Below are 24,436 nucleotides of genomic sequence, written 5' to 3'. Positions count from 1 at the left end.
CACTCCTTGTTACTAGAATCTAGTCCCCATAGAGAACTCAAAGCTAGAAGTATAATCACCGGGCTTTTGGTTAAAGCGTTTGATTGGCACGACAATCACCAGCGGACCCATAGGCGAGATCCACTCAATCGCTAGCCCAGCAGAAGCACGCCACTCTAGCCCATACTGCCCAGATCCCAATACCCCATAGCCCTTAAAATCTGCCACGCCATTTGCTGTCTTAAAGGTCAAAAATCCATAATCCACAAAGAGAGCCAAACGCATTTTCGCCGCTTCTAAAATCCCATAACTTAGCTCAAGCGAGTTTGCAAACATTCCATCGCCTCCCACCCATAGCCCATCGGCATTGCGTGGAGTGATGGAGCCCGCGCGGAATCCGCGGATTGTAGTAACACCACCCATATAAAAGGTGCTATTTAATGGCAGGAAGTCTTCTTTGTCAAAGCGGAAGATATAGCCGCCTTGTGCTTTGTAGCGCGCGATTAGATCAATCCCAAGAAGCGAGCGCAAATGATAGTATAGCCCAAGTTTCGCATAAGCTTTAATGTTGCGCACCGTGCCTCCAAGCCCAGCAAACTGCGCGTAAGTAGAGGCGATCACGCCATTTTTGGGGAAGTAGTAGTCATCAGTATTGTCAAAATTGATTGTCGGCGTGATTGATGAGGTGATGGGGAGGTGGTTGTCTTTGTTCCACAAGCCGCGCCTAGTTACTTCAATCATACAATCATTAGTATCTGTGGTGGTGCAATTTGGGTCTTTGACCTTATCGGTGAAAATTTGGTCTTTTGATGAGTAGAATTGCTCATAGAGATTACTTGTAAAGTCATAGGTCTTTACGACATTGATGTCATAGCCTAGGCTTACGCGCAAAGTTGGCGTCAAAAGTCGCCCAAGATTTAGGCTAAATCCACCACTTTGCTCGATGTAAATGTAGTTTATGTAGTAGTTTCCATAGATACTGCCAGAAGTGGAGAATTTGGAGTCAAAGACTCTGGGGTTTGATAGCGTGATATTCCCAGAGAATTGCCGCCCGTTGTATTTGCGTGTTTGCCCATAGTAGTTGAAGTTGTAGCTCTGCCCTGTCCCTGTGGAGATATTGGCATAGATACTTCCGCTCTGCCCCGTGCCAAAGAGATTGCGCTCCATTACAGAGCCATTGATCATAAGTCCGCCATAGCTCCCATAGCCTAGTCCAAACTGCAGCTGCCCCGTGCGCCCCTCTGTTACACTGATAAGCAAGTCCATAGAATCTTCGCTTACGCGCTTCTCATCAATTTTGACATTATCAAAGAAGCCCAGCCTGCGCAAGGCATTTTCGGATTCTGCGATTTTGGATAGGCTGTATTCATCGCCCGGAGCTAGGAGAATCTCCCGCCGTATAATGCGATCGCCTGTGCGAGTGTTGCCGGAGATTAGTACATCGCCTATGCGCACTTTAGAGCCTGTCTCAATATGATAGATGACTTTCACTAGCGCATTTTGCTCATCTTTATCCAAGTCTGGGCGCACTTGGGCAAAGGCATAGCCCTTATCAGCGATCAAACGCTTTAGCACTTGGGCATCGGTGCGCAAATCTTCAATGTTAAATATTTCTTTTTTCTTAACATTAAGGGCTTTTTGCAAGATGTCGATGGGGATTACATCATTATCAAGGTTGATTTCTATATCGCTTACGCGGTATTGCAAGCCTTCATTGATTTTGTAATAAAGCTGCGCGGATAGGTTGTTGAAATTTGTCGTAAGAAATGGTGCTGATACGCTTGCGTCTAAAAATCCATTGCGCATATAGACATCTTGGATTCTAAGGCTATCGTATTCTAGCTCTTGGAGTCGTAGCTTGCCATCATTGAGCCCCCACATCCAGCCCATAAAGTCACGCTCTTTGTTTGCGCTTAAAGATTCTAGCTTGTTGGTTTTAAGCTTCTTGCGCCCTTCATAATGCGCTTTTCTAATGAGAATATTATCACCACGATTGACATTAAAGATGATCGCATACGCATCGGCATTGTCAGCCTTTTTGAGTTCTTCTTGCACGATTGAACCATAGTAGCCTTGGTATTCCAGCACGCTTTTTAGCACTTCTTTAGCGCGCGCGATTTTTTGATCATCAAAGGTCTCACCCTTTTTGATACCCATTTGTGTGGTGAGTGTTTGCTTCTCCTGCTCACTGCCATAGCCTTTGATCTCTACGCTTGCTACGCGTGGCTTTTCTACGAAATGGAAAGTTAGCGCGCCTTTGTCAAAGCTTGCATACACATCTTTGAAATACCCTTGATTGTAAAATGCCAGCACTGCAGAATCTATAGCTTTAGATTCTAGCTCATCGCCTACTTTGACTTTGGCGATTTCAGCAGCAAGCATAGTGGAGAGCGATTGCAAGCCTTGGTATTGTATGGTTGTGATTTTGGCACTAAAGGCACTTGTTACGATAAGTCCGCAGATAAGCACGCTTGCTAATAATCGCTGTAACAAAAAAATCCCTTGTATAAAATAAACGCGTATTATAGCTAAATATAAAGTGCCTTTGGTTTAAAATCCGCACTCAATCGGCATTTAAGACTCTTCTTGAAACCCTAGGGCGACAAGCAAGCCTTAGGGCTAACTTTGGATTCTAGTTGGTTGGCTTGGCTCTAGGTGGCAAAAGCTCAAAAAGTGTGATTTCAGCATCGCTTAGTGCGCGCATAGGCGGTCCCCAGAATCCCGTCCCCTCGCTTACATAAATGTAGCCATCGGTTTTTGTTTTGTGGAGTCCTTTTAGATAGGGCTGCTGCAAGAGCACAGCAAGTGAGATGGGGAAAATCTGCCCGCCGTGCGTGTGCCCTGTGAGTAGCAAGTCGGCTTTAGCGAGCAAAGATTCTGGCAGGATATTGATGACCTTTGGCTGGTGGGTTAGGAGAATGGTAGGAAGGGTGGGATTGAGATTGGCTAGGGTTTTCTCAAAATCTGGGCGCAAGAAGCCTAAGCGATCGCCCATAAGATCCGCACTGCCAGCAAGGTTGATGAGCTCTGGTGTGCCAATGGTTAGATTCTCATTAAGCAAGACGCGGATACCAAGGGAGGGCAAATACTCTAGCATATCTTGCACATCGTGGATATACTCGTGATTCCCCAAGACATAATACACACCATACTTTGCGCGCAGTGCGCTAAGCAGTGCTAGGGCGGATTGCGCATTTGCTAGGCTTGTATCGACTAAATCGCCCGTGATAGCGATAATATCAGGCTTGGTTTGATTGACCAAAAACACGATTTTAGCCACGCGCTCTTCGTCCATAAGCCCACCGATATGCACATCACTTAGCTGCACGATTTTTAGTGGAGCAGAGAGCCTGTCTAGCTCCATAGAGAGCTTTTCTACTTTTGGATCTGCTAGTCCGTGATACACAGCATAGAGACTATATACACAGCATAGTGCTAAGATATATCGCTTAACCCTAGGGGCTAGGTGATGATGACGGATAAGGATTAGCGCGCCATTGATCGCACCTGCAATAAGAGCTGCTATCAAAAACGAAAACGCCACGCCCACCGAGATAGAAGCTAGCATAAAGAGCCATTTAGGCGTGTCGGTATAGCGCATAAACATATACGCCACACTCCAGCCAAGATTGATCCACAAAATCGCGCTATACAATCTGCGCACATATTGTCGGCTAGAGATATGGCGCACGAGCAAAAAATAGATGATAATGTGGATAGCCACAAAGAGCAGCGAGCCAAGAAATGGAAACAAAAGTCCATTCATCTGGGCAAATTCTGGGGTATCTTCCATAATAATCCTTGCAAGATTAGTGAGTGAGCCGCTTAATGACTAGTAGAGCACGGCATAAGTTTTCCTAGGTCCATGCACACCAAAAACCGTTTGCAGCTCAATATCTGCTGTCCTAGATGGTCCTGCGACAAAGATAATATTGCTTGGCAGAATACTAGAGCCAGAGCGCGATCGCTCATAATCTTTAATAAATTCTATGCCATTAAAAATATTGCGCACGATATGAGCCTTTGGCAAAAGATAGATGCAAATATTGGTAATAAGCGATGATAATCGTGGGGCATTTTCATTGGAGCTTAGTCCCAAAATCCCAAGATCCGCCACCCCACAACGCGCTTGCACGATAGAAATAGGGATACGAAAAAGCTCTGTGCGCATAGTATCGACACTTTGTGTATAGGCTATTGGCGTGATGTGTTGGAGCTTGCTTGCTTCAAGCTCGATGTCTGGATTATAGAGTAGCTTCTCACCTTGTGCGATCGCGCCTTCATTGATTTCTTGCTGCAAAATATCTTGTAGGGCATTTGGGAGCGTGGCTTTTGTAGCCTGCACGACAATGGCTTTGTTGTTGGTGTGGTTGGCGATGAAGTTTTCTACAAGATTGTTGCTAGAATCCACTTTTTTGGATTCTAGCTCACTTGCCTGGTCAAGCTTTAGCGCGTTACCAAAATGCGCACTAAAGGCTGGGATAGTTTGATTATATGCTAGAGATTCTCGCACTCTAGCTAGAATCGCTTCTTTTGCACTACTCATAAATCACTCCTTGCAAGTTTGCGACTTTTTTGTGGAAGCCTGCGTTGATTGTAGGGAAGCTGCGGTATTTTGTCCAATGCTTTAGTAATGGCAAAAATCTAGCAAAGGGTGCAAGCAGTGGGGCAAACTTCGTCATCGACATAGCAAGCCGCCACCTGCTAGGATTGGTCGCAAGGCTAGCAAATGTGCGCATTTGGGACTGCTCTGCGCGACTTTGCGTGCTGCCATCATTGCCAGCGATATGTTTGCGCCCCTGTCCCACGCGCTCACTACGCAAATCTCGTATAAGCTCCGCTAGTGGAATCTGCACAGGGCACACTTCTGTGCAACGCCCACAGAGCGAGCAGAGATCAAGCATAGGCGAGCAGGTGTTTAGCCCAAAGAGTTGAGGTGTGATGACTTCGCCAATGGGTCCGGGATAGGTGCTTAGGTAGGCGTGTCCGCCGATTTTGTCATACACTGGGCAGTGGTTTAGGCAGCTGCCGCAGCGGATACAGCTCATCGCACGGTAGTAGTGGGGGTCTTTTAGCATAGCGGAGCGATTATTATCTAGCAGGATAATATGCACTTCTTTTGGTCCATCTTTTTCCCCCTCTTTGCGCGGCGAGGTGATGATGTTGTTGTAGCAGGTGATCACACTTCCTACCGCAGAAGGTGCTAGCATAGTATCAAGGATCGCTGCTTCTTCAAAGCTTTGGACGACCTTTTCGATTCCACAAATGGCGATATGGATTTCTGGCGCGGTGGTGCTCATCCTGCCATTGCCTTCATTTTCTATAAGCCAAATCGCGCCTTCTTCAGCGATGGCGAAATTCACCCCACTAAGCCCCATTGTAAAAGTCTCAAACTCATTGCGCATATAGCTTCTAGCAATGCCATTTAGCTTCTCTGGCTCGCTCTCTAGCGGGGCGTTGAGCTTTTTGTGAAAAAGCTCGCCGATTTCATAGCGGTTTTTGTGGATTGCTGGGACTACGATATGCACAGGACTCTCACCAAGGAGCTGCAAAATCACTTCGCCTAAATCCGTCTCAATCGCCTGCAAGCCTTTGGATTCTAGGAAGTGATTGAGATGTATCTCTTCGCTTGCCATAGACTTGCCTTTAAGGATCTTTTTCACACCCTTTTCTTGCATAAGATTGTAGATAATTTCATTTGCCTCTTGCCCATCGCGCGCCCAATGCACTTGCATACCATTGCGCGTGGCGTTTCTCTCAAACTCCTCTAGGGTAGAATCCAGTTTTGCTAGCGTGTTTTGCTTTAGCCCCTTGCCCTTTTCGCGCAAGCTCTCCCAGTGGATAAAGCGCGTGGTAAGCAGCTTTTTGCGATTAGCTCGCAGTGTATCCATAGCAGAGAGCAAATTGGTGCGCAGCTGCTTATTTTCTAGTCCTTCATTGATAGCGGTGTGGAATTGGGCTTTAATGGTAGTGGTGTTGTGTTGGCTCATTTTCTATCCTTACTAAGAATGTATCAAGCTATGCCAATGCGATGGGCTAAAAAGTCATATAAATGCATATAGGCGATATTGACCCCTTGCTTTTGCATAGCACCTGTGATATTAAGCGCGCAGCCCGCATCGCCAGCGACTAGGTAATCCACTTGGCGCGCTTGTATGTCAGCGATCTTTTGCCTAACCATAGCAGCAGAGACTTCTGGCTCTTTGACGCTAAATGTCCCGCCAAAGCCACAGCACTCTTCTTCTCTCTCTAGCTCTACTAGCTCGACATTTTTTAGACTCTTTAGCAGAGATTTTGCTGCTGGGATACACTTCGCCGCGCGCAAAGCGTGGCAGTTGCTATGCCAAGTGATACGCACGGGCTCGCCTACATCTTCATAGCGCACTTGTAGCACTTCGCTAAGATATTCACTAAGCTCATACACGCGCGCGCTAAAGGCTTTGGCTTCTTCATAATGCTCCGTGTCTTTAAAAAGCTCTTCATAATCAATGCGAAACATTCCCGTGCAAGAGCCGCTAATTAGCACGATAGGATAGTCGTGGCGAAAAAGTCGCATAGTATGCAAGGCTACTTGCCTTGTCTCATCATAGTAGCCAGAGTTGTAGCTGGGCTGTCCGCAGCAGGTTTGGTCCTTTTTGACGATGACTTCTACCCCTTCTTTTTGTAGTAGCTTAATGGCGTTGATACAAGTATCCGCGCACGCCGCCGCGCCGATACAAGTGGAGAAGAAATACACTTTTCTAGGTGTGTCTTGTGTCTGCATAGGTCTTCCTTAAACGATAAAATGCGATTGTTGTGGTTGTGTCTGGGAGCAAGTATATAACGCTAAATCTTGCTTTTAGGTTAAATAATGAGAGATTTAGGAATGGTGTGGGCGAGATTGAAAACATTATGCGTTTGGCGTGGGGCTTATGTGTTGTGGCAGTGGCTTGCAAATCGCTCCAAAAATGCGCGAAACACGCGGTAAAGCTGCTCTACTTCTGTGATTTTCACGCGCTCATCTATGCTGTGGATTCTATCATTGCACACGCCAAACTCTATCGCCTCTATGCCAAACTCTTGGCAAAATCTCGCATCGCTTGTCCCGCCACTTGTGCTGCACTCTGGGGTGATACCACACACTTTTTGAATGCTAGCACTAAGCTTGTGTATCAGCCTAGAATCTCGCTTGCAGACAAAGGGCTTGGCACTTTGCTTTAGGCTAAGTGTGTAGGAAATGCCAGCATTTTCTGCACACACTGCTTGCATAATAGATTCTACATACTTTTGCACGCTTTCTTTAGAAGTGCTAGGAGAATTACGCACATTAAACATAATCTTTAGCGCACTAGGTGTTACATTTACCACTTCCAAGCCACCGCGAATATCGGTGATGACAAGCTTTGTAGGGGCGAAGTCTCTATCCCCAGAATCTAGCTCTACTCCAGCTAGCTTGCCTAGATGTGCCCCTAGGGCTTCTATGGGGTTTATGCACTTGCTAGGGTATGCCGCGTGCCCTTGCTTGCCAACAATCTCTAGCACGCCATTGATACTCCCCCTGCGCCCGTTTTTGATGGTATCACCTAGCGCGGTAGAGCAAGTAGGCTCGGCGACTATGGCGTGTGTGGGCAGCAGATCGCGCTTGGCTAGCTCTTTTAGCGCATAGGCTGTGCCATAAGTGCCTTCTCCTTCTTCATCGCTTGTGAGCAAAAGTGAGAGCATAAGTGGGGCTGTGAGACTTTGGGCAGCTTTGGCAAAATCTAGTAATGCATAGGTGAAAGCAGCTACTCCTGCTTTCATATCCTGCGCCCCACGCCCATAGATATAGCCATTTTCCACCACTGCGCCAAATGGCTCCACACTCCAGCCCTCGCCTGCAGGCACGACATCAATATGCCCCATAAAGCAAAAATGCTCCCCCACTCTCGCGCTAGAAGTATCCCCTAGTGTGATATGGGCAAAGAGATTGCGCGTGTTATCCTTATCAATATGTAAGCACTCAAAGCCAGCTTGTGTAAGCAGGGATTTAATAGGCTCATAAATGCCGCACTCTTGGGGTGTGATTGTGGGGTAGGTGAGCAGGGTGGCTAGGAATTTTACGCATTCTTGCGCTTGCATTATGTCTCCTTTGTTTCTTTGCTAGTGATTTGTCCTGTGCGCAAAGATTGTGCTTGCACTGAAAGTAGATTCTAGGATAATGACTCTAGGCTACTGCACTGCTTGCTTGAAGATGCATTGCTACTAGAATCTGCCTTTGCCCTTTTGGCTTGCAGGTGCAAGTGCAAATGCAGCACATCAAGGCTAGCAGGCGTTATGCCACTAATTTTAGCTGCATCAAAGAGTGTTTTAGGGCGCGCGCTTGATAGCTTCTCCACCACTTCAAGCGATAGCCCAGAAATACCCTCATAGCAGAAGTCTTCAGGGATAGTAGCTTGGAGCTGGGTATGCATATTTGCAATGCTTGCAAGCTGCTTTTGGATATAGTCGTGGTATTTTGCTTGTATGTGGATTTGCTCTTTTGCTGCTTGGCTAAAGTGTGAAAATGCCGGGATTGGCTCGCTAGAATCCGCGTTTTGTCTCTTCTGCTCACTGCGCAAAAATGCTTCTAGCGCGTCAAAGTCTCTAAACTCATCTCTGCCTACGATATAAATAAGCGCGGTTTTTTGGTTGATTGGGGGGAGATTTAGGGAGGCAAGGAAGCTTTGTGCGCGCTTATTTGGCGTGATATATTGCTTGCTTAAAAACTCTAGACCTTGTGCTATATGCTGCTTATCTTGCATAAACTGCCTAGCGTATTGCTCGCTGATAGTGCCAATGCTTTTGGCATACTCAAGCAAGCGGTAGATCGCATTATCTTCGCGTAGCAATAGGCGATACTCTGCGCGAGAGGTAAAGACGCGGTAGGGCTCGTTTGTGCCTTTGGTTACAAGATCATCAATCATCACACCTATATAGCTCTCATCGCGCTTTAAGATAAGGGATTCAAGCGCAAAGCTAAAGCGTTTGGGCGCGGTTTTTTGCAAGGCAAGCGTGGCGTTGATCCCTGCTAGTAGTCCTAGGGCTGCGGCTTCTTCATAGCCTGTGGTGCCATTGATTTGCCCTGCTAGATAGAGAGAGTCTATAGCTTTAGATTCTAGGGTGTGGTGGAGCTGGGTGGGTAGGACATAGTCGTATTCTATGGCATAGCCATAGCGTGTGATTATGGCATTTTCAAGCCCCGGGATTGAAGCGATCACTTGCTCTTGCACATCATAGGGGAGAGAAGTGGAGAGCCCATTGACATAGTATTCTGTGGCGTGCTTGGTTTGAGGCTCTAAGAAGAGCTGGTGGCGATCTTTATCCGCAAAGCGTGAGATTTTATCCTCAATACTTGGGCAGTAGCGCGGACCTACGCCATTGATTTGCCCGGTGAAGAGCGGGGCGCGGTGGAAGTTCTCGCGGATTAGCTCGTGTGTGCGCTTGGTTGTATAAGTGATGTAGCAGGGCAGCTGGGTGGGGGCAAATTCGCTTGTTGTGTAGCTAAAGTGTGGGGGAGTCTCATCGCCAAAGTGCTGCTCCAAATGCGTAAAATCAATACTAGAGCCTAGAATCCTAGGGCAAGTCCCTGTCTTTAGTCGCCCAAGTGTGAGCCCTAGTGCGCGTAGAGAGTTGCTTAGATCATTGCTAGCACTCTCGCCAAAGCGTCCATTTTCTAAGCGATTTTCTCCAATATGCACAAGCCCTTGCAAAAATGTCCCTGTGGTGATGATGAGCTTATGTGCGTAGTAGTCTTTGCCAATGTTGGTGCGCACGCCTATGGCTTTTTGGCGCACTTCATCGAGTAGAATCTCGCTCACCGTTGCTTGTGAGATGGTGAGGTTGGGGGTATTTAGGGCGAGATTGCGTGCATAGATTCTATAGAGATCCATATCGATTTGCGCCCTTGTGCCACGCACAGCAGGACCTTTTGAGGCATTGAGTATGCGGTATTGTATCCCGCATTTATCAGTGATCTTCCCCATAACGCCACCTAGCGCATCGACTTCTTTGACCAAATGCCCCTTGCCTAAGCCACCTATGGCTGGGTTGCAGCTGGCTAGGGCGATGTTTTCCACTAAGATGGTGAGTAAATGCACGCGCACGCCCATTCTAGCAGCGATACAAGCCGCTTCTAAGCCTGCGTGCCCCCCACCTACGACAAGAATATCATAGACCATAACTTAGCCAAGCTTTTGCATAAAGTGTGCTATGCGCACGATCCCTTGGCTAAGCTGCTCAGTGCTACAAGCAAAGCTTAGGCGCACAAAGCTGTCCATTCCAAAGGCACTGCCGGGCACTAGGGCTACGCCCTCTTGCTCTAAGAGCTGCTTACAAAACTCCATAGAATCTCCACCGCAAGCATTCCCTATGGAGATGAAAAGGTAGAACGCTCCTTGCGGGGAGAGTGTGCGCAAGCCTTTGATTTGGTTAATGCCTGCTACCGCTAGATCTCTACGCGCTAAAAATGCTTGGCGCATAGATTCTATCTGCGTATCCACGCCACCTTCTAGTGCGATGATTGAAGCCTTTTGCGTGATTGAGTTGATATTAGAAGTGCATTGGGATTGGAGATTGGTCATAAGCTTGATAAGCGTGGTATCTGCGCACGCGCAATAGCCCATACGCCAGCCTGTCATCGCCACAGATTTGCTAAGCCCATTGATTGTGATAGTGCGCTCAAACATATCTTGGCTAATGCTCCCCACAGAGACAAACTCCCCATCATAAAGCAGCTTTTCATACATCTCATCAGCAATTACTGCGATATTAGTGCCTTGCAGCACTTGTGCGATAGATTCTAGCTCCTGCTTGGTATAGACCATACCTGTGGGGTTTGATGGCGTGGTAAGCACTAGGGCTTTTGTTTTGCTTGTGATTGCTTGGCGCAAGGATTCAGCAGTGATTTTAAAGCCATCTTGCTCATTTGTCTCTATGAAAACATTGCTCCCACCGCTATAAGTTACAAGCTCGGGGTAAGTTACCCAATAAGGCGCAGGGATTATGACTTCATCGCCTGTATCAATTAAGGCTTGAAACACATTGAAAAGCGACTGCTTCGCGCCATTGCTTACGAGAATCTGCTTTGGCTCATAGTGCAAGCCATTTTCTCGCTCTAGCTTATTGGCGATTGCCTGCTTTAGCTCCGGGATTCCTGCTACTTGTGTGTATTTGGTAAATCCTTGATCAAGTGCTGCTTTTGCGGCAAGCTTAATAGGCTCTGGTGTGTCAAAGTCTGGCTCCCCAGCAGAAAAGCTTAAAATATCGCGCCCTTGGGCTTTGAGCGTAGTGGCAAGGGTGGAGATAGCAATGGTGGCGGACTCTTGGAGATTGGTGATGCGACTAGAGTAGGTCATAAATGCTCCTTGACTTAAGAGATGATTGCAGTGCGCTATTTTAGCAGATTTTGGCTTTTGCGTGCGTGCTTAACGCTTTAGAGATTCTTGCTTTTCTTCTAGGAAAAAGTATCGCTCATAGCTAGAATCTAGCTCTTTAGCGATAGATTCTAGCTCGCTTGCTAGTGCTACTACACCATAGCGTGCTAGGCTTATCTCATCGCTAAGTCGCTGCTCGATGAGCTGCTTTTGTGCTTCTAGGGATTGTATGCGCTCTGGTAGGGTGGCTAGCTCGCGCTGTTCATTGTAGCTAAGCTTTTTATTTTTGGGCGTTGGCTTTGGGGCTAAAAATGGCGATTCTAAAGAAACATCGGCTAACGCCGAGCGGTATCCCTTGTTTTGCTGCGGCGAGTCGGCGGTTACATACGCTCTAGTATGCGCCCAAGTCTGCTCTTGCAAAGCCCCATTTTTATCACCCAAATCCTGCCGCCTATCTGCGTTTGGAGAAAACACATTTTGAGCGTTTTTGTTAATCCTAGAATCCTTTGCTAACTTGTTGGGAATTTGCGCGTTTTCATCGTCATTGCGAGCCGATTTATCGGCGTGGCAATCCATTTCTTCAATACTAGAATCTAGCTTTTGTGCATTTGTGTGGATTGCTTCGGCGATTGTATCGCCTTGCAATGACGATTGATTTTCTTCTAAGATTCTAGGAATTGCGGTGGGGCTGTGGGAGCTTTGCAAAAATTGGGGAAGGTTAGCGACCTTGGTGGTCGTGCCTTTCACAATTTTTGCAACACTGCCGCATTGCTCACCCAAAGCCGAATCTCTGTTGGTAAGGCTAGATTCTAGCTGTTTATAGTAGGCTATCTCTTTGGATAGCTCAAGATACTCACTAAAGCTCTGCAAGCTCTCTTCTACGCTAGATTCTCCCCTAGAGCCACGCGCGCTAGAATCTAGCTGCAAAGGATTGTGCAAGATAAGCAGCTTTTGCGCGAGCTTGTCGATGAAGTAGCGATCGTGGCTCACAAGTAGCAGTGCCCCAGAAAAAGAGAGTAAATACTCTTCTAGGATATTGATTGTAGCGATGTCTAGGTCATTTGTAGGCTCATCTAAAAGCAAGCAGTCATACTGCTTGGTAAAAAGTAGTGCCAAGCTTACGCGCGTTTTTTCCCCGCCACTTAGTGCGCCGATTTTTTGTGTGAGCAAATCTTTGGGGAAGAGAAAGCTCTTCAAATACCCATAAATATGCATACTCTTGCCCTTTACCTCAATATGATCCCCACCATTTGGGCAAAAGGTCTCAATGAGACTCTTACTATCATCAAGCTCCTTGCGTGTTTGAGCGAAGTAGCCTATCTTTAGCTCTCCGCGCTTGATTGCCCCGCTTTGTGGCGCGATCTCTCCTAAAAAGACTTTAAGCAAGCTTGACTTGCCAGCACCATTGCGCCCGACTATGGCGATTTTATCCCCTTGTAGAATCCGCAGACTGCAATCTTTGATCAAAGGCTTCCCGCCCATACTTACGCATAGATTCTCACACTCTATGATCATTTTCTGTGCGTTGTGTGAGTGGGTGCGATTATGGTGCTTGCTCTCGCGCTCTAGCTCTAGGCGCATTTGGCGCATTAGGCTTGGATTCTGCTTTGCCTTAGCGCGCAGAAGCTCGACTCGCTCTTTGCGCAAGACATTGCGCTTCCTTCTTGCTTGCACGCCTTTATGCAGCCACTCTTCTTCTGCTTTTAGAAGCTTTAGCGTGCGGGAGTGCTCTTTGGCAAGGCTCTCTAGCATCGCGGCTTTTTGGGAAAGATACGCGCCATAGCCGCCGCGGAAGTTTGTAAGCTTACTAGAATCCACTTCGATAATCCGCCTAGCGCAATTATCGATGAAGTAGCGATCGTGGCTAATGAAAAGCACGCAGGCTTTAAGCGCGTTAAGCTTAGATTCTAAAAATTCTACAACTTCGACATCAAGGTGGTTTGTAGGCTCATCTAAGATATAGAGATCTGCTGGCTGCATAAGGATTGTAGCAAGTGCTAGTCGCTTAAGCTCCCCGCCACTTAGTGTGCCTATGGCGCGATCTTGCAGGTCTTTTAGGTGGAAGTTCTCTATAAGCTCTGTAATCCGCTTCTCCAAATCCCAGCCATCAATGGAGTCTAGCTGTGTGGTGAGAGTGCCTAGCTCGTTTAGAAGCTCTGTGTTTTGGGTAAGCTCCCTAGAATCTGCTTGCAAAAGTGCGTTAATCTCATCTACTCTCTTATGGATCGCTACTAGCTCCTGCAAGCTTGCTTCACACACTTCCCTAACGCTTAGATCCACTCTAAAATGTGGGTCTTGGGGGAGGATGCGCGCTACTAGATTGGGGCGCTTTGCTAGTGTGCCAGAATCTAGCGGCATTTGCTCGCATAGGATTTTTAGTAAGGTGCTTTTGCCTGCGCCATTTTTGCCAATGATCGCCACTCGCTCGCCATCATCAAGGCTTAGGCTGGCATTTTCTAGCACTTTGCGCGCGCCAAAGCTTTTGTAGGCATTGTGTAAAGAAAGCAGAGCCATTACTCCAGCACTCCGCTTGTATCAATACTATTGCGCAGGAGCTCTTGGGACTTTTGCAAAGCTTGCTGCTGCTGCTCTAAAAGCTTTGCGCTCTCGTCATTTTTGCTCGGGGCTTGGGGGGCAGTGGGGGAGAGTATCTGTGGTGTGGTGCTAGGGTTTGTGCGCTTGGTAGAGGGGGCTTGAGTGGGTGAGAGTTGGCTAGGGAGTGTTCCTGCTGGCATTTTGACAAAAATGTCTTCATAGTTCTTGCCGCCGCGATTGTAGCGGATATAGACATCGCCGCTTTGGGTGTTGTAGAGATAGGTGTCTTTCCCATCGCTAAACATCTCCCACGCGCCAAACGCGCTATTGACACAAAACCCTAGAAGTAGGGCTTGAAGCAAGTATTGTTTATAGGCTTTCATTATGCCTCCCATGTGATTTCTAGGATATGCAAGAGAGTAGTGTAGCATATCATAAATGTGGATTCTAGGATTGAAGTTAGTTTTAGAGTAAAACGATTCTAAGAATTGCGGCGGGGTTGTGGGTGTTTAGGCTTGTTTCATCACCGCTTTGGGATTCTAAGATTGCGCGGCTAGAATTGTGGTTTTGCAAGGCGAGCAAGGAGATAAGACTAGAGGTCTATCGACGCAGTGAGATGAAGCAATCCACGATTCTAGCCCGCAAGCTGAATCCTTTGAAAGTAGATTCTAGGGCGATGTGCTAACCTTACCAGCGATAGCCTAGTGATGCCGTGTAGATAAAGAGCCCCCCAAGTCCCCCACTATGATAGAGCGAGCTCATAGACTGCTTATAAGTCCAGCTTCCAGCTAGCCCTAGATCAAAGCCCCTTAGATTGACTTTCGCCCCACAGCCCACCATAAAGCCATCAGAATCCGGGATTCCAATTTTATCCTGCGCACTAGGTGCTGCATCATAGGCAGCCGACGCCATAAGGCGGATAAAGGGCGTCTTATAAGTCGCGCCTATGCGGAAAGTGTTGGTATCGCGCCAGCCAGCCCCCATATTGCTCACCACGCCAAAGTTCGCTATGCCTACCATATTTTTAAGCGTTTCGCTATTAAAGACATCAGGCAGCGCGACAAGCCCGCTTAAGCCTTGATACTTGGCATTAGCAAAATCTGGTGAGACATTAAACTTAAACCCCCGACTCCAAAATGTCCGCTCATACACGCCCTCTAAGCGCAATCGTCTATTGAAAAACTCGTGCGCATAGGCTAGGGTCAAAATCTCTGGCATTTGCACAGCGATATTGAGATCTGCTATGGTAAGCACATTGCCCATCGCCCCGCCGACATAGGTGGTCGCTTCAACCTTGCCTTTCATATCAAACTTGACCGGAGAGTTATACACCACACTTGCCATACCATTATCAAACACGCGCAGTGAAGCGGCTAGGCGGAATCCTGTGGAGAGATCCTTGCCCTCAGATTTTTGATAGACTTTAGAAGTGCCAAAAAGGTTTGTTTTCTCGCTCACCACATCGCCCATTAGTGCGCCCCAATTTACGCATTCTATACCACCTGTATTGCAGTTTTCTACTTTGAGATCTACGCCAAATACTTTTGCGATCGCTGATATAACCGGATCGCTAAGTAACTTTCCTATATTGCCTTTTTTGATGGATTCTGGGATTAGTGCTTGTAGGGCTTCTGGGTGCTTGGAGAGATCTTTGATCTGCTCTTTATCAAGCTGGATCCCTGTGCCTGCTTCATCTAGCGGGACATACACGACATTATTAAAGCTGCCCATTGCATACATCACGCGGTAGCCAAAGCCAAAGGATAGGCGATCATTGATTGTCCAGGACACGCTAGGGCTCGCCTCTACCATCATAATAAACACATCTTGGAGAAACTCTCCGCCCTTCCCTGCCCACTGCATAGCTAGCCCAGAGCTAGCCACAAAGCTACCGCCAAAGGTGATGCCATGCATCGTGCGGGATTTATAAAACATCTTTGGCACAGCTAGGGCAGTATCGCCAGTGCCACCGGTTACAATTTGAGAATCTGGGGTGGAGTGCTCTAGGATAATGGGCTTTTTCAAATCCGCAAGCTCTGGTAAAATCCCCATAACTACCTTGCCCATAATATTATTAGGATCTGTTATTTGTTCTACCATACCTCCTTTGTTAAATTGCAAAGTCGTCTTCGAATACAGCCCTTGATTTGTCGTGGCGACATCGAAGTTAAAGCCCGGGATATTGATGAGCGAGGTAGCTAGCTCAAACTCACTTTTGTTTTCCCCCCAGTCGTTGCTAAAGCCCATATTTGCAGGATTGTAGTAGCTCGCATCTGCTCCGCGTGCGCCTGCGATATATGCAGAGCTAAGGGCGGTGGCATTTAAGCTTTGCTCTTGGATTTTAAAGCCATTGGCATAGATGTTTGCTAGAGAGAGAGTAGCTAGGAGACATACACGAGCAAGTAGTCTAGGGAGTTGTATCATAGACCTTTTAATCCTATCCCCCTCCTATCTCTAAGCCCCCCCCCTAGTAAGAAATCTTAGAATGATAGCATAGCTAGAATACGACTGATACAAAGCCCATAAACTTCATATAGTCGATATTGTAAATATCGCGCCCAGTTTGCGTGGTAATCGCACTTTGATCAAGTCCATCAGTGATCGCCCCTTGAGAAAACTCCGTGCCTGCTTTGCGGTTTGTCATATTGCCCATAGTCCAGCGGAAGCCTAGGTTGATCACATTGCGCACTTTGTAGCCCACTCCTGCACCATAAATTAGCCCATCGTAGTTGGTTTTAATGGTTGGGTGCTCGCCTCTGCCATTTACTCGTGTGTAAGTATCTGTCATAAACTGCCACGCATAGCCCACAAGCCCCACAAGGTAGAATCCATTTTTCTCAAAGCCAATCATCGCTGGAAGCTCTACCCCCCAGCCTTGCACAGCTTGGGCAGTCTCTTTGGTCTCTAAAGGCTTGTTGGCTATGATGTTTGAGCTACCTTGTGCCTGCAAGTAGATGGGGAAGTTTAGCTCCGCACCGATAAGGAAGTTTAGCCCTAGGATAGTGGATTCTATCGTGCGCAAATACGCGTGGTAGCCAACATCGACAGCGACATAGTTTGCCTGCCCCAAAGTTGTGTAGGAGCCACCCACACTTGCTTCGTTGAAGATATACCAGCGGCGTGCGGCGTTTTTACTAGTGCTGCCATAGGTAGAGCCAGAGACGATAGAGCCGCTTGCAAAATTCTTAGTAAAAGAGCTTTGCGAGCTTTTTAGGGATTTGTAGGCTTTGTTTGGATCTTTCGCGCCAAAGGCTAGGCTGCACACAAGGCTTGCGCCAAGTGCGACACAAAGTGCGCGAGCGGCTAGGGATTTGGCTGTGGTTGTTGTCGTAGTGGTAAGCATTGTTACTCCTTTTGTGATTACTCTAAATTTGCTATGATACCAAATCGGCAATAATAATAAGTAATTAACACATTAAGACATAGCTAAGCTTAGCTTCCACTTTTAATACTTGTCTTAAGGAAAATAATGAGCGCAAACGCCAAAGATCAAGCCCCATCGCTTAAAGCTCCCCTGCTAGCTCTTAAAGCAAGCGCAGGGAGCGGCAAGACTTTCGCGCTGGCTATGCGCTATATCATCTTGCTTTTTCAAGGGGCTAGGGCGCACGAGATTCTAGCGATCACCTTTACCAAAAAAGCCACCAAAGAAATGCAAGAGCGTATCCAAAACGCGCTCTATGACCTAGCTCACAGCAAGCAAGGAGCGATCTACCAAAGCTTGCTCACACAGGGATTTAGCGCGCAAGAGATCGCGCGCAATGCCCCTAGAATCTATCAAGCATTTTTGCACGATAGAGCGCGTATCCTTACTATTGATGCGCTTTTTACAATGATGTTGAAGAAGTTTTCGTATTTTGCGGGGCTGCGCGCGGACTTTACGATGATCAATGATGGGCAAAGCGTGCAAGATACGATTAAAGAGCTTTTCCTAGAATCTAGTGCGCGCTTTGATAGCCTAGAATCTTTAGCGAGCGTTTGTATGCAGCTTGGGCTGGAGTTTGCAAGCTTGCTTGGCTTTATGCAGCAGTGCTTTGAAGATAGAATCCACTTTTCACAAGCTCTACTTGCGCGATATAGGAAGCTAGATCCTGCCACCTTGCTAGAGCGCGCAAAAGCCAAGCAAGAGCGCGTGATGAGCTTGCTGCAAGAAATGCGCCAGATTCTAGTTGATGCTGGGGAGCGTATAGATAAGCCTTTAGCCCCTAATGGCTACAATGCGCTAAGTTTTGCCAGCTTTGAAGATTTTCTTACAAGAGATATTACTTGGCTCACTAAAGATGAGCCAAGGGAGTATAGATACTTTGGCTCAATTCTTAAAAAAGACGCCACAGCAGATGCCCAAATCTGCGAGAGAGTGAGCGAGCTAAAGCAGTGTGTGTGCGAGATTTTTACCCTACAAGAGCGCGCCACACTCTCGCATATCGCGCGTATGATCACACGCTATGCAGGGGCGCGTAAAAGCGCGCTATGCAAGAGCAATATGCTAAGCTTTAGTGATTGTATGCTAGAGCTTTATGGGCTGCTTGTGCAAGGCGTGCAAGAATCTAGCCTAGAATCCAACAACGACACCAAAAGTCAAGGGGAGCATAGTCAAGGCGCAGTGATTGGCTCATCATTTTTCTACTTCCGCTTAGATACCACAATCACGCATATTTTAATTGATGAGTTCCAAGACACAAGCCCTATACAATACAGAATCTTACAGCCACTCATTGATGAGATATGCGCGGGCTTTGGCGTGCGCGGCAAGGAGCATAGGAGCTTTTTTATCGTGGGGGATAGCAAGCAGAGTATTTATGGATTCCGTGGGAGTGAGAGCGGGTTTTTTGACAAGGTGGCGGGCGAGCTTGGGCTAAATGTGCAAAATCTCCCTTATAACTACCGCTCATATAGCGAGATTATAAACTTTGTAAATGCGGTGTTTGCAGAAGTCTTTAGCGACTATATCCCCCAGCAGCTCCCTGAGCAGAGCGATAAACTTGGCGGCTTTGTGCGTGCCAGTCTCCTGCAAATCCCAAACCCCAAAACAGGCAAGCTAGCCACAAGCAAGCAAGATATAGAGCCAGCGATGCTGGACTATGCTCTGCGCACGCTAGAAGAGCTACTAGAATCTTCTGTGAGTGCTGAAGATATTGCGTTTTTGTGCTTTAAAAATGATGAAGCAGCAACACTGCGCAATGCGATTAAATCGCGCTTCCCGGAGCTAAATATCGTGCTTAATGCGCGCGCAAAAATCACTGATGAAATAAGTGTCAAAATCCTACTCTGCGCGCTTAGGCTAGTAGCTTATATCCGCGTAGCAGAGCTAGAATCTAAGCTAGATTCTAGCGCGCTGCTTGCAGATAGTGGAGCTAGATTCTACCTCTATGAGCTAGCAAAGCTTTTGGGGGAGATGGCTTTCACTACAGAAGAGGTGCAGGGCATAGCGCAGGGGTTTATAGAAGCGTTTAGCTCCTGTGCGCACGAGAGCGCGCCTAGCCCCTATCTGCTAGCATTTATGCATAAGTTTGCCACTTGGGATAAAGCCGCGCAGCTTCTGCTTGAGTATAGTATAGAGGCTTCTAGTATTGAAGAGCTTTTTACAATGCTAGAAGTTAGCACGCCTGATGCGCCAAATGACAATCAGCAAGGCTTGCAAATCCTAACGATCCATAAGTCTAAGGGCTTGGAGTTTCCCTATGTGGTGGTGCTTGATCGCTTTAGTAAGAAAAAGCCAGATTCTGCGCAGATTTTACACACACAAGATAAAGAGATTTTGCTGCGATTAGAAGGGCGGGATAAAAGGCGCAAAGAGCTTGATGAAAACTATAAGCGTGCTAGAGAGCTACGCGAAGTGCAAGCTACCATAGAAGAGAACAATGTCTTATATGTAGCTTGCACTCGCGCGCAAAAGGGGCTTGTCATCGTGGCAAAAGCCACTAATGATGACTCTTCGGCATTTAATGTGATCTTGCGCCATCTCCCAGCTAATGCTAGTGCGCAAAAATCTAGCCTAGAATCTAGTCAGACATCTACTATGGATTCTAGCTCGCTAGAATCTAATCTGGCAGAATCCAAGCTAGAATCTAATAAGCTAGAATCTAGCGCGCCTAGCTCTAGCAATGGCACTTATAGCGTGGAAGTTTTGCTTGATTCAGGCGCAGTGCTACCAAGCTTGCACAAAGAGCCAAAGCCCGCCCACTGCCCCATAGTGCTAACCCAAGAGCATTTTGGCAAGCAAGATTTCCCCACTACAAGCGCGCAAGAGAGTCTCGCCCTAGATGTTGCTAGTATGCGCTTTGGCTCGGCACTGCACTTAGCCCTAGAGTATCGACTGGGCTTTGGGGTGGAGCGCGAGCGTATAGTAGAGATTTTACGCTACCATTTTGGGCTAGAATCTAGCGCGCTAGGGGAGATCACCTCGCGCCTTGCTGCATTAGAGTGCGACTCAAGGCTTTTGGATTTACAGCAGCGCGCGCGCAAAGATGGCGTGGTGCGGCTTTTCACAGAAGTGCCGCTTTTTACAGATTCTGCGCTAAAGCGGCTTGATGTGCTGGGGATTTGCGCAAGTGAAAAGGGTGATAAAGAAGCATTTGTAGTCATCGACTATAAAAGCGGTCAGCCAAAGGAGCAGCACTTAGAGCAGGTGCAAGGCTATCTACAAGCCCTGCGCAGTGTGTATGGCTCAAGTGCGGAGTATGAAGGCTATGTCGCCTATGTCCGCGACTCTATAAGCTGGGTGGCGCACAAGGGCGAGTAAAGGAGATTGATGAACCAAGGACTCTACTTAGAATCTATCAATATTATGACTAAAGAGTTTTTAGCGCAGAAAAATTTTGATGATTTTATCGCAAGTTTGCAGCCAGCTTTTGCAGAGCTTTTGAAGCGCAATGAAGTGGAGAAAGATACGATCCGCAAGGCGATTATGGACTTTATGGCGCAAAGAGGTATGAAAGCACTTGTGCTCTTTGGGGTAAATGGGATTACGATTAAATGCAGCATTATCAATCGCGAGAAAAATGCCTATATTGATTTCCTTGTGCGCTTCCTTGATGAGCAGCATTATGTAGAGCGGCTTAAAAGTGGCGATAATAGCTGCTTAAAAGAGATTTTTCTCTCCCTGCAAGATATAAAGCCCCCTAATGATGCTTTCACCAAAGACATTGTGCGAGGCGCGCTAAAAAAGGTGCTAGGGCTTAGTGATAGAGATGGATTATTTTTCCACGATGTGGAGCCGCTGGTAAAGAATTTTAACTTTGAGCTTGTGCAAAATAATGCTCAAATCCGCGAGATGAAAAAATCCACCCATAAAGAATCGCTCCTTGATGAAGCCACAAAGCTAAGGATCAATCAAGCACTCAAAGATACCAATATGGAGCTACTTTGTAAGCAGATCACACAAGAGCTGATTACTAGCAAGCTTATGAGTATGAATCCTATGGATTTTTTAGGGGCGTTTTCTTTCTTATATATCCAAAGTCTTGCCAAGCAGCTTGAAGGCATTATGGGCACGAGTTTTAGCGCACGCATTTTAAATTGCTATTGCGCAGAATCCTACCGCGATAATCGCGAGCATATTTATGAAGAAATAGCACACGAAGTGCTGCACAGCTTAGATTCTGGGGATACTAAGGCGCGCGAGTTTGTGGGGTTTTTTGATGGGAGTAAGAAGATCTTTAATGGTAGAGCATTTTATGTGCCTGTGATAGAAGATGTGGATTCTAAGATCTGGGGGCTTAGTGATATTGAGTTTATTCTACACTCTGAGAGAGACATTAACCAAGCTATACAAAAGCACCGACAAAACATCGCCGATGCGCAAAAACGCCTTATTGCAATCGAGCAAGAAACTCGCATAAATAACGAAGCAATCCAAGAAAAGCAAGAGCAAATCCACACCTTAAGCCAAGAATATGAAGACAAAAAGCTTCAAAGTCAAGCCTATGAAAAAGCAGATATAGAAACGCGCAATGCTATGACAAAAATCATAAACTCTCTCCTGCAAAAAAAGATCCAAACACTAGATTCTATCGCCATACTAAAGAGCAAAAACACCACCTTGCAAGAAGAAAAATACGCAATGCAAAATACGCAAAAAAACGCCCAAGCAGAGATTGCTATTATCACTAGAGAAAACAAGCACAGCATCCACCGCTTTGCCAATCTCTTGCACGCTCTAAAGCTATGTATCCAAACACTCATTACAGAATTAGATAATTATGCATAAAAGCTTTGAATCCCAAGCAAAAATCCTTCTGCTCTTCATTGCATTTGGGTTTTTTCTCGTGTGTGTCATTGCGTTTTTGGCTCTTTTTGGGCTAAAAGATGAGTATGATAGAAGCCTAGCAAATCACTTGCAAAAGTCTTATTCCCTGCAGAAAATCCAAGCATTTTACCACGAGCTAGCTACGACCCCAAGCAAAACTTTGGACTACAATATTGTGCTAGCTAATTGGGAGGCGTATAAAAGTGAGCCAAATGAGCGCACGATCATCGCTACATTGAAGCAGTTTTACCAGCAAGTATTTTTGCGCCAAGAAGTCGAGCAGGTCGCTAGCTTGCGCCAAAGGCAGCTAGAGTTCATTAAAGAGCTAGATTCTAGGATTTATGATCAAGCGCGCAAAAGCCCAAAGCCCAAAGAGCCAGAGCTTCTAAGTGATATTGCGCAAATTATCGCCACGCTAGATGGGCTTGTGCGGACAGATATTACTATCGCTCTTCTTGCTACAAAGATCGCGGACTCGCTTTATAATGCGACATTGTGGCTGCTTTTTGTGTTTGCATTTTTGGTAAGCTTTGGGACGCTGTATTTCGCTTCGCTTGTGCTGGGCTTTGTGCGGGGGATCAACCATAAGCTTCAGCAAACTATTGATGCCCAAACAAGCGCACTTAAACAAACTAATGAAAACTTGCAAAAAACCATTGCCTATGAAATCGAGCAATCGCGCAAAAAAGACCAAATTATGTATCAGCAAGCGCGCCTTGCTTCAATGGGTGAGATGATCCAAAATATCGCGCATCAGTGGCGGCAGCCGCTTAACTCACTCATTATTCTCTTTCAAAGCTTTAAGCTTAAATACGAGCAGCAAAAGCTTACCGATGACTTTGTGGCAAAGGAGACAGAGTTTGCCCTAAAAATTGCCAAAAATATGTCTGATACGATTGAGAATTTCCGCAACTTTTTCCGCCCAAATCTTACCCGAGAGAGATTTTCACTCACACAAAGCATACAAGATTCTATCCGCTTGATTAAGCCAACTTTGGAGCAAAATCACATTGAAGTTTTCTTTACCTATACGCAGGATTTAGAGATGTTTGCCTATGAAAATGCGTTTGCTCAAGTGGTGCTAAATATCATCAAAAACTCCCAAGATATTTTCACTAAAGAAGATGCCCCAGAAGATGCGCCAAAAGGCGTGGTGCAGATCACTTTAAAGCAGCTGGAGCAAGATTGTGATTCTACGCCTTTTGTGCTGCTTGAGATTATGGATAATGGCGGTGGGATTAAGCTCAAAGATATTGATAAAATCTTTGAGCCATATTTCACCACTAAGCATAAATCCATCGGCACAGGCATAGGGCTATATATGGTTAGACAAATTGTGGAGAAACAAATGGGCGGAAGCATAGAAGTGCGCAATGGTGTGTGGTGGTGTGAGCCCAAAGCACAGGAATTTTATGGCGCGATTTTTATGATAAGATTTCCTTTACATTTTCAGCAGGATAACTAATGCAAGAATTCGCAGAGCTAAAGGGCTTAAGCATTTTGTATGTCGAAGATAATGAAGATGTCTCTCGTGTAACTGCAATGGTGCTAGAAGACTATATGGGTAGGGTGCTGCTTGCTAAAAATGGCGCACAAGCTTTAGAGATATTTAACACCCACAATATTGACATTATTTTGACTGATATTCTTATGCCAAAAATGAGCGGCATAGAGTTTGCAAGACTCGTGCGACAAGGCTCGCACAATGCGAAGTGTCCTATCATCATCGCTACCGCTCATACAGAAGTGAGCTATTTGCTTGATGCCATAAGCTTGCAAGTAGATGGCTATATCTTAAAGCCCATTGATGTAAAAGAGCTGCTCTCTACACTGCACAAAGCGATCTTGCCTCGCTTGCAAGCGCAAGAAATCCACGATAAAAATCTCTTGCTTGGGGCGATTGCGACATTTGTAGGTGGCAAAAAGATCGAGATTATCCAATTTCTTTTCACGCATTGCGATAAGGATAATATGTTTTATGGCTCTTATGAGGATATTATCGAGCAGCTTAATGTAAGCAAGCCCACGATTGTAAAGACATTCCACCAGCTTATGGAAGTGGGGCTACTTAGCAAAATCCGCAACAAAGTCTATCGTATCAATATGCCCGGCAGCTAGATTCTAGCTATTTCTGCTTAGATTCTACTTTTCGTCTTTATTATTGATGGTTTCTCGTAAGGTTATTTATCGGCTTGCGCGTGCAGGAGTGATTAAGCGGTAGATTGTAGCAAGATGTGGATTCTAAGTGATGTTTATTTGGAGAATTAAGGAAAGAGATATTTGTCTTTAAATGTGTATATTTGTCTGG

Annotated in this window: 17 protein-coding genes; 5 read left to right on the top strand and 12 right to left on the bottom strand. The window is 46.4% G+C overall.

The genetic code is table 11. The features are described 5' to 3' along the window. Positions 1–12 precede the first annotated feature (12 nt). The 10 genes from bamA to F4V45_RS00475 all read right to left on the bottom strand — a co-directional run bounded on the left by bamA (position 13) and on the right by F4V45_RS00475 (position 14,266). A complete protein-coding gene (gene bamA, locus F4V45_RS00520; protein WP_246144968.1) occupies positions 13–2,448 on the bottom strand; it encodes an outer membrane protein assembly factor BamA in 2,436 nt (811 codons plus the stop codon). Between the two features lie 163 nt (positions 2,449–2,611). Further along, positions 2,612–3,772 (bottom strand): metallophosphoesterase, encoded by a 1,161-nt coding sequence (locus F4V45_RS00515; RefSeq protein ID WP_150336583.1) that lies wholly within the window; start codon positions 3,770–3,772, stop codon positions 2,612–2,614. 39 nt (positions 3,773–3,811) lie between these two features. Then, positions 3,812–4,525: a LutC/YkgG family protein gene (locus F4V45_RS00510; protein WP_150336582.1), complete on the bottom strand. Its 714-nt coding sequence runs from the start codon at positions 4,523–4,525 to the stop codon at positions 3,812–3,814. Beyond that, positions 4,518–5,969 carry a LutB/LldF family L-lactate oxidation iron-sulfur protein gene (locus F4V45_RS00505; RefSeq protein ID WP_150336581.1) on the bottom strand — a complete coding sequence of 484 codons (1,452 nt, stop codon included), beginning with the start codon at positions 5,967–5,969 and terminating at the stop codon, positions 4,518–4,520. Before F4V45_RS00505 ends, F4V45_RS00510 begins: the two co-directional genes overlap by 8 nt. Positions 5,970–5,992: 23 nt before the next feature. Beyond that, positions 5,993–6,742: a (Fe-S)-binding protein gene (locus tag F4V45_RS00500; RefSeq protein ID WP_150336580.1), complete on the bottom strand. Its 750-nt coding sequence runs from the start codon at positions 6,740–6,742 to the stop codon at positions 5,993–5,995. A 146-nt stretch (positions 6,743–6,888) separates the two neighbouring features. Further along, a complete protein-coding gene (gene dapE, locus F4V45_RS00495) occupies positions 6,889–8,076 on the bottom strand; it encodes a succinyl-diaminopimelate desuccinylase (protein WP_150336579.1) in 1,188 nt (395 codons plus the stop codon). 71 nt (positions 8,077–8,147) lie between these two features. Continuing rightward, positions 8,148–10,154 (bottom strand): tRNA uridine-5-carboxymethylaminomethyl(34) synthesis enzyme MnmG, encoded by a 2,007-nt coding sequence (mnmG, locus tag F4V45_RS00490; RefSeq protein ID WP_150336578.1) that lies wholly within the window; start codon positions 10,152–10,154, stop codon positions 8,148–8,150. 3 nt (positions 10,155–10,157) lie between these two features. Then, entirely contained in the window at positions 10,158–11,330 is a 1,173-nt protein-coding gene (locus tag F4V45_RS00485) for a pyridoxal phosphate-dependent aminotransferase (protein ID WP_150336577.1), read from the bottom strand. A gap of 69 nt (positions 11,331–11,399) precedes the next feature. Then, positions 11,400–13,862, bottom strand: coding sequence for a ribosomal protection-like ABC-F family protein (abc-f, locus tag F4V45_RS00480; protein WP_150336576.1), 2,463 nt, complete (start codon positions 13,860–13,862; stop codon positions 11,400–11,402). Continuing rightward, positions 13,862–14,266 carry a hypothetical protein gene (locus F4V45_RS00475; protein WP_246144960.1) on the bottom strand — a complete coding sequence of 135 codons (405 nt, stop codon included), beginning with the start codon at positions 14,264–14,266 and terminating at the stop codon, positions 13,862–13,864. Before F4V45_RS00475 ends, abc-f begins: the two co-directional genes overlap by 1 nt. 122 nt (positions 14,267–14,388) lie before the next feature. Here F4V45_RS00475 and F4V45_RS00470 point away from each other — a divergent pair, with 122 nt between their 5' ends. After that, positions 14,389–14,568, top strand: coding sequence for a hypothetical protein (locus tag F4V45_RS00470; protein WP_150336575.1), 180 nt, complete (start codon positions 14,389–14,391; stop codon positions 14,566–14,568). A 2-nt stretch (positions 14,569–14,570) separates the two neighbouring features. Here the strand turns inward: F4V45_RS00470 and F4V45_RS00465 are convergent, their stop codons facing one another. Both F4V45_RS00465 and F4V45_RS00460 read right to left on the bottom strand, forming a co-directional pair. Beyond that, positions 14,571–16,307 carry an OmpP1/FadL family transporter gene (locus F4V45_RS00465; RefSeq protein ID WP_150336574.1) on the bottom strand — a complete coding sequence of 579 codons (1,737 nt, stop codon included), beginning with the start codon at positions 16,305–16,307 and terminating at the stop codon, positions 14,571–14,573. Between the two features lie 73 nt (positions 16,308–16,380). Continuing rightward, positions 16,381–17,226 (bottom strand): hypothetical protein, encoded by an 846-nt coding sequence (locus tag F4V45_RS00460; RefSeq protein ID WP_150336573.1) that lies wholly within the window; start codon positions 17,224–17,226, stop codon positions 16,381–16,383. Between the two features lie 126 nt (positions 17,227–17,352). On the opposite strand from F4V45_RS00460, the gene F4V45_RS00455 reads away from it, so the two are divergent. The 4 genes from F4V45_RS00455 to F4V45_RS00440 are packed head-to-tail and all read left to right on the top strand — an operon-like array spanning position 17,353 to position 24,246. Further along, positions 17,353–20,622: a UvrD-helicase domain-containing protein gene (locus tag F4V45_RS00455; protein ID WP_150336572.1), complete on the top strand. Its 3,270-nt coding sequence runs from the start codon at positions 17,353–17,355 to the stop codon at positions 20,620–20,622. Positions 20,623–20,631: 9 nt separating this feature from the next. Next, complete coding sequence (locus F4V45_RS00450; protein WP_150336571.1) at positions 20,632–22,089, top strand: coiled-coil domain-containing protein; 1,458 nt, start codon at positions 20,632–20,634, stop codon at positions 22,087–22,089. Then, positions 22,082–23,593, top strand: a complete 1,512-nt coding sequence (locus F4V45_RS00445; protein WP_150336570.1) for a sensor histidine kinase — start codon at positions 22,082–22,084, stop codon at positions 23,591–23,593. The genes F4V45_RS00450 and F4V45_RS00445 overlap by 8 nt, the downstream gene beginning before the upstream one ends. Then, positions 23,593–24,246, top strand: coding sequence for a response regulator (locus F4V45_RS00440; protein ID WP_023928968.1), 654 nt, complete (start codon positions 23,593–23,595; stop codon positions 24,244–24,246). Before F4V45_RS00445 ends, F4V45_RS00440 begins: the two co-directional genes overlap by 1 nt. The last annotated feature ends 190 nt before the right edge of the window (positions 24,247–24,436 follow it).

It is taken from the genome of Helicobacter canis (genome assembly GCF_008693005.1).
GTDB classification, from domain to species: domain Bacteria; phylum Campylobacterota; class Campylobacteria; order Campylobacterales; family Helicobacteraceae; genus Helicobacter_B; species Helicobacter_B canis.
Note: the sequence above shows the minus strand (reverse complement) of the source record. Positions and strands in the feature narration are given on the sequence as shown.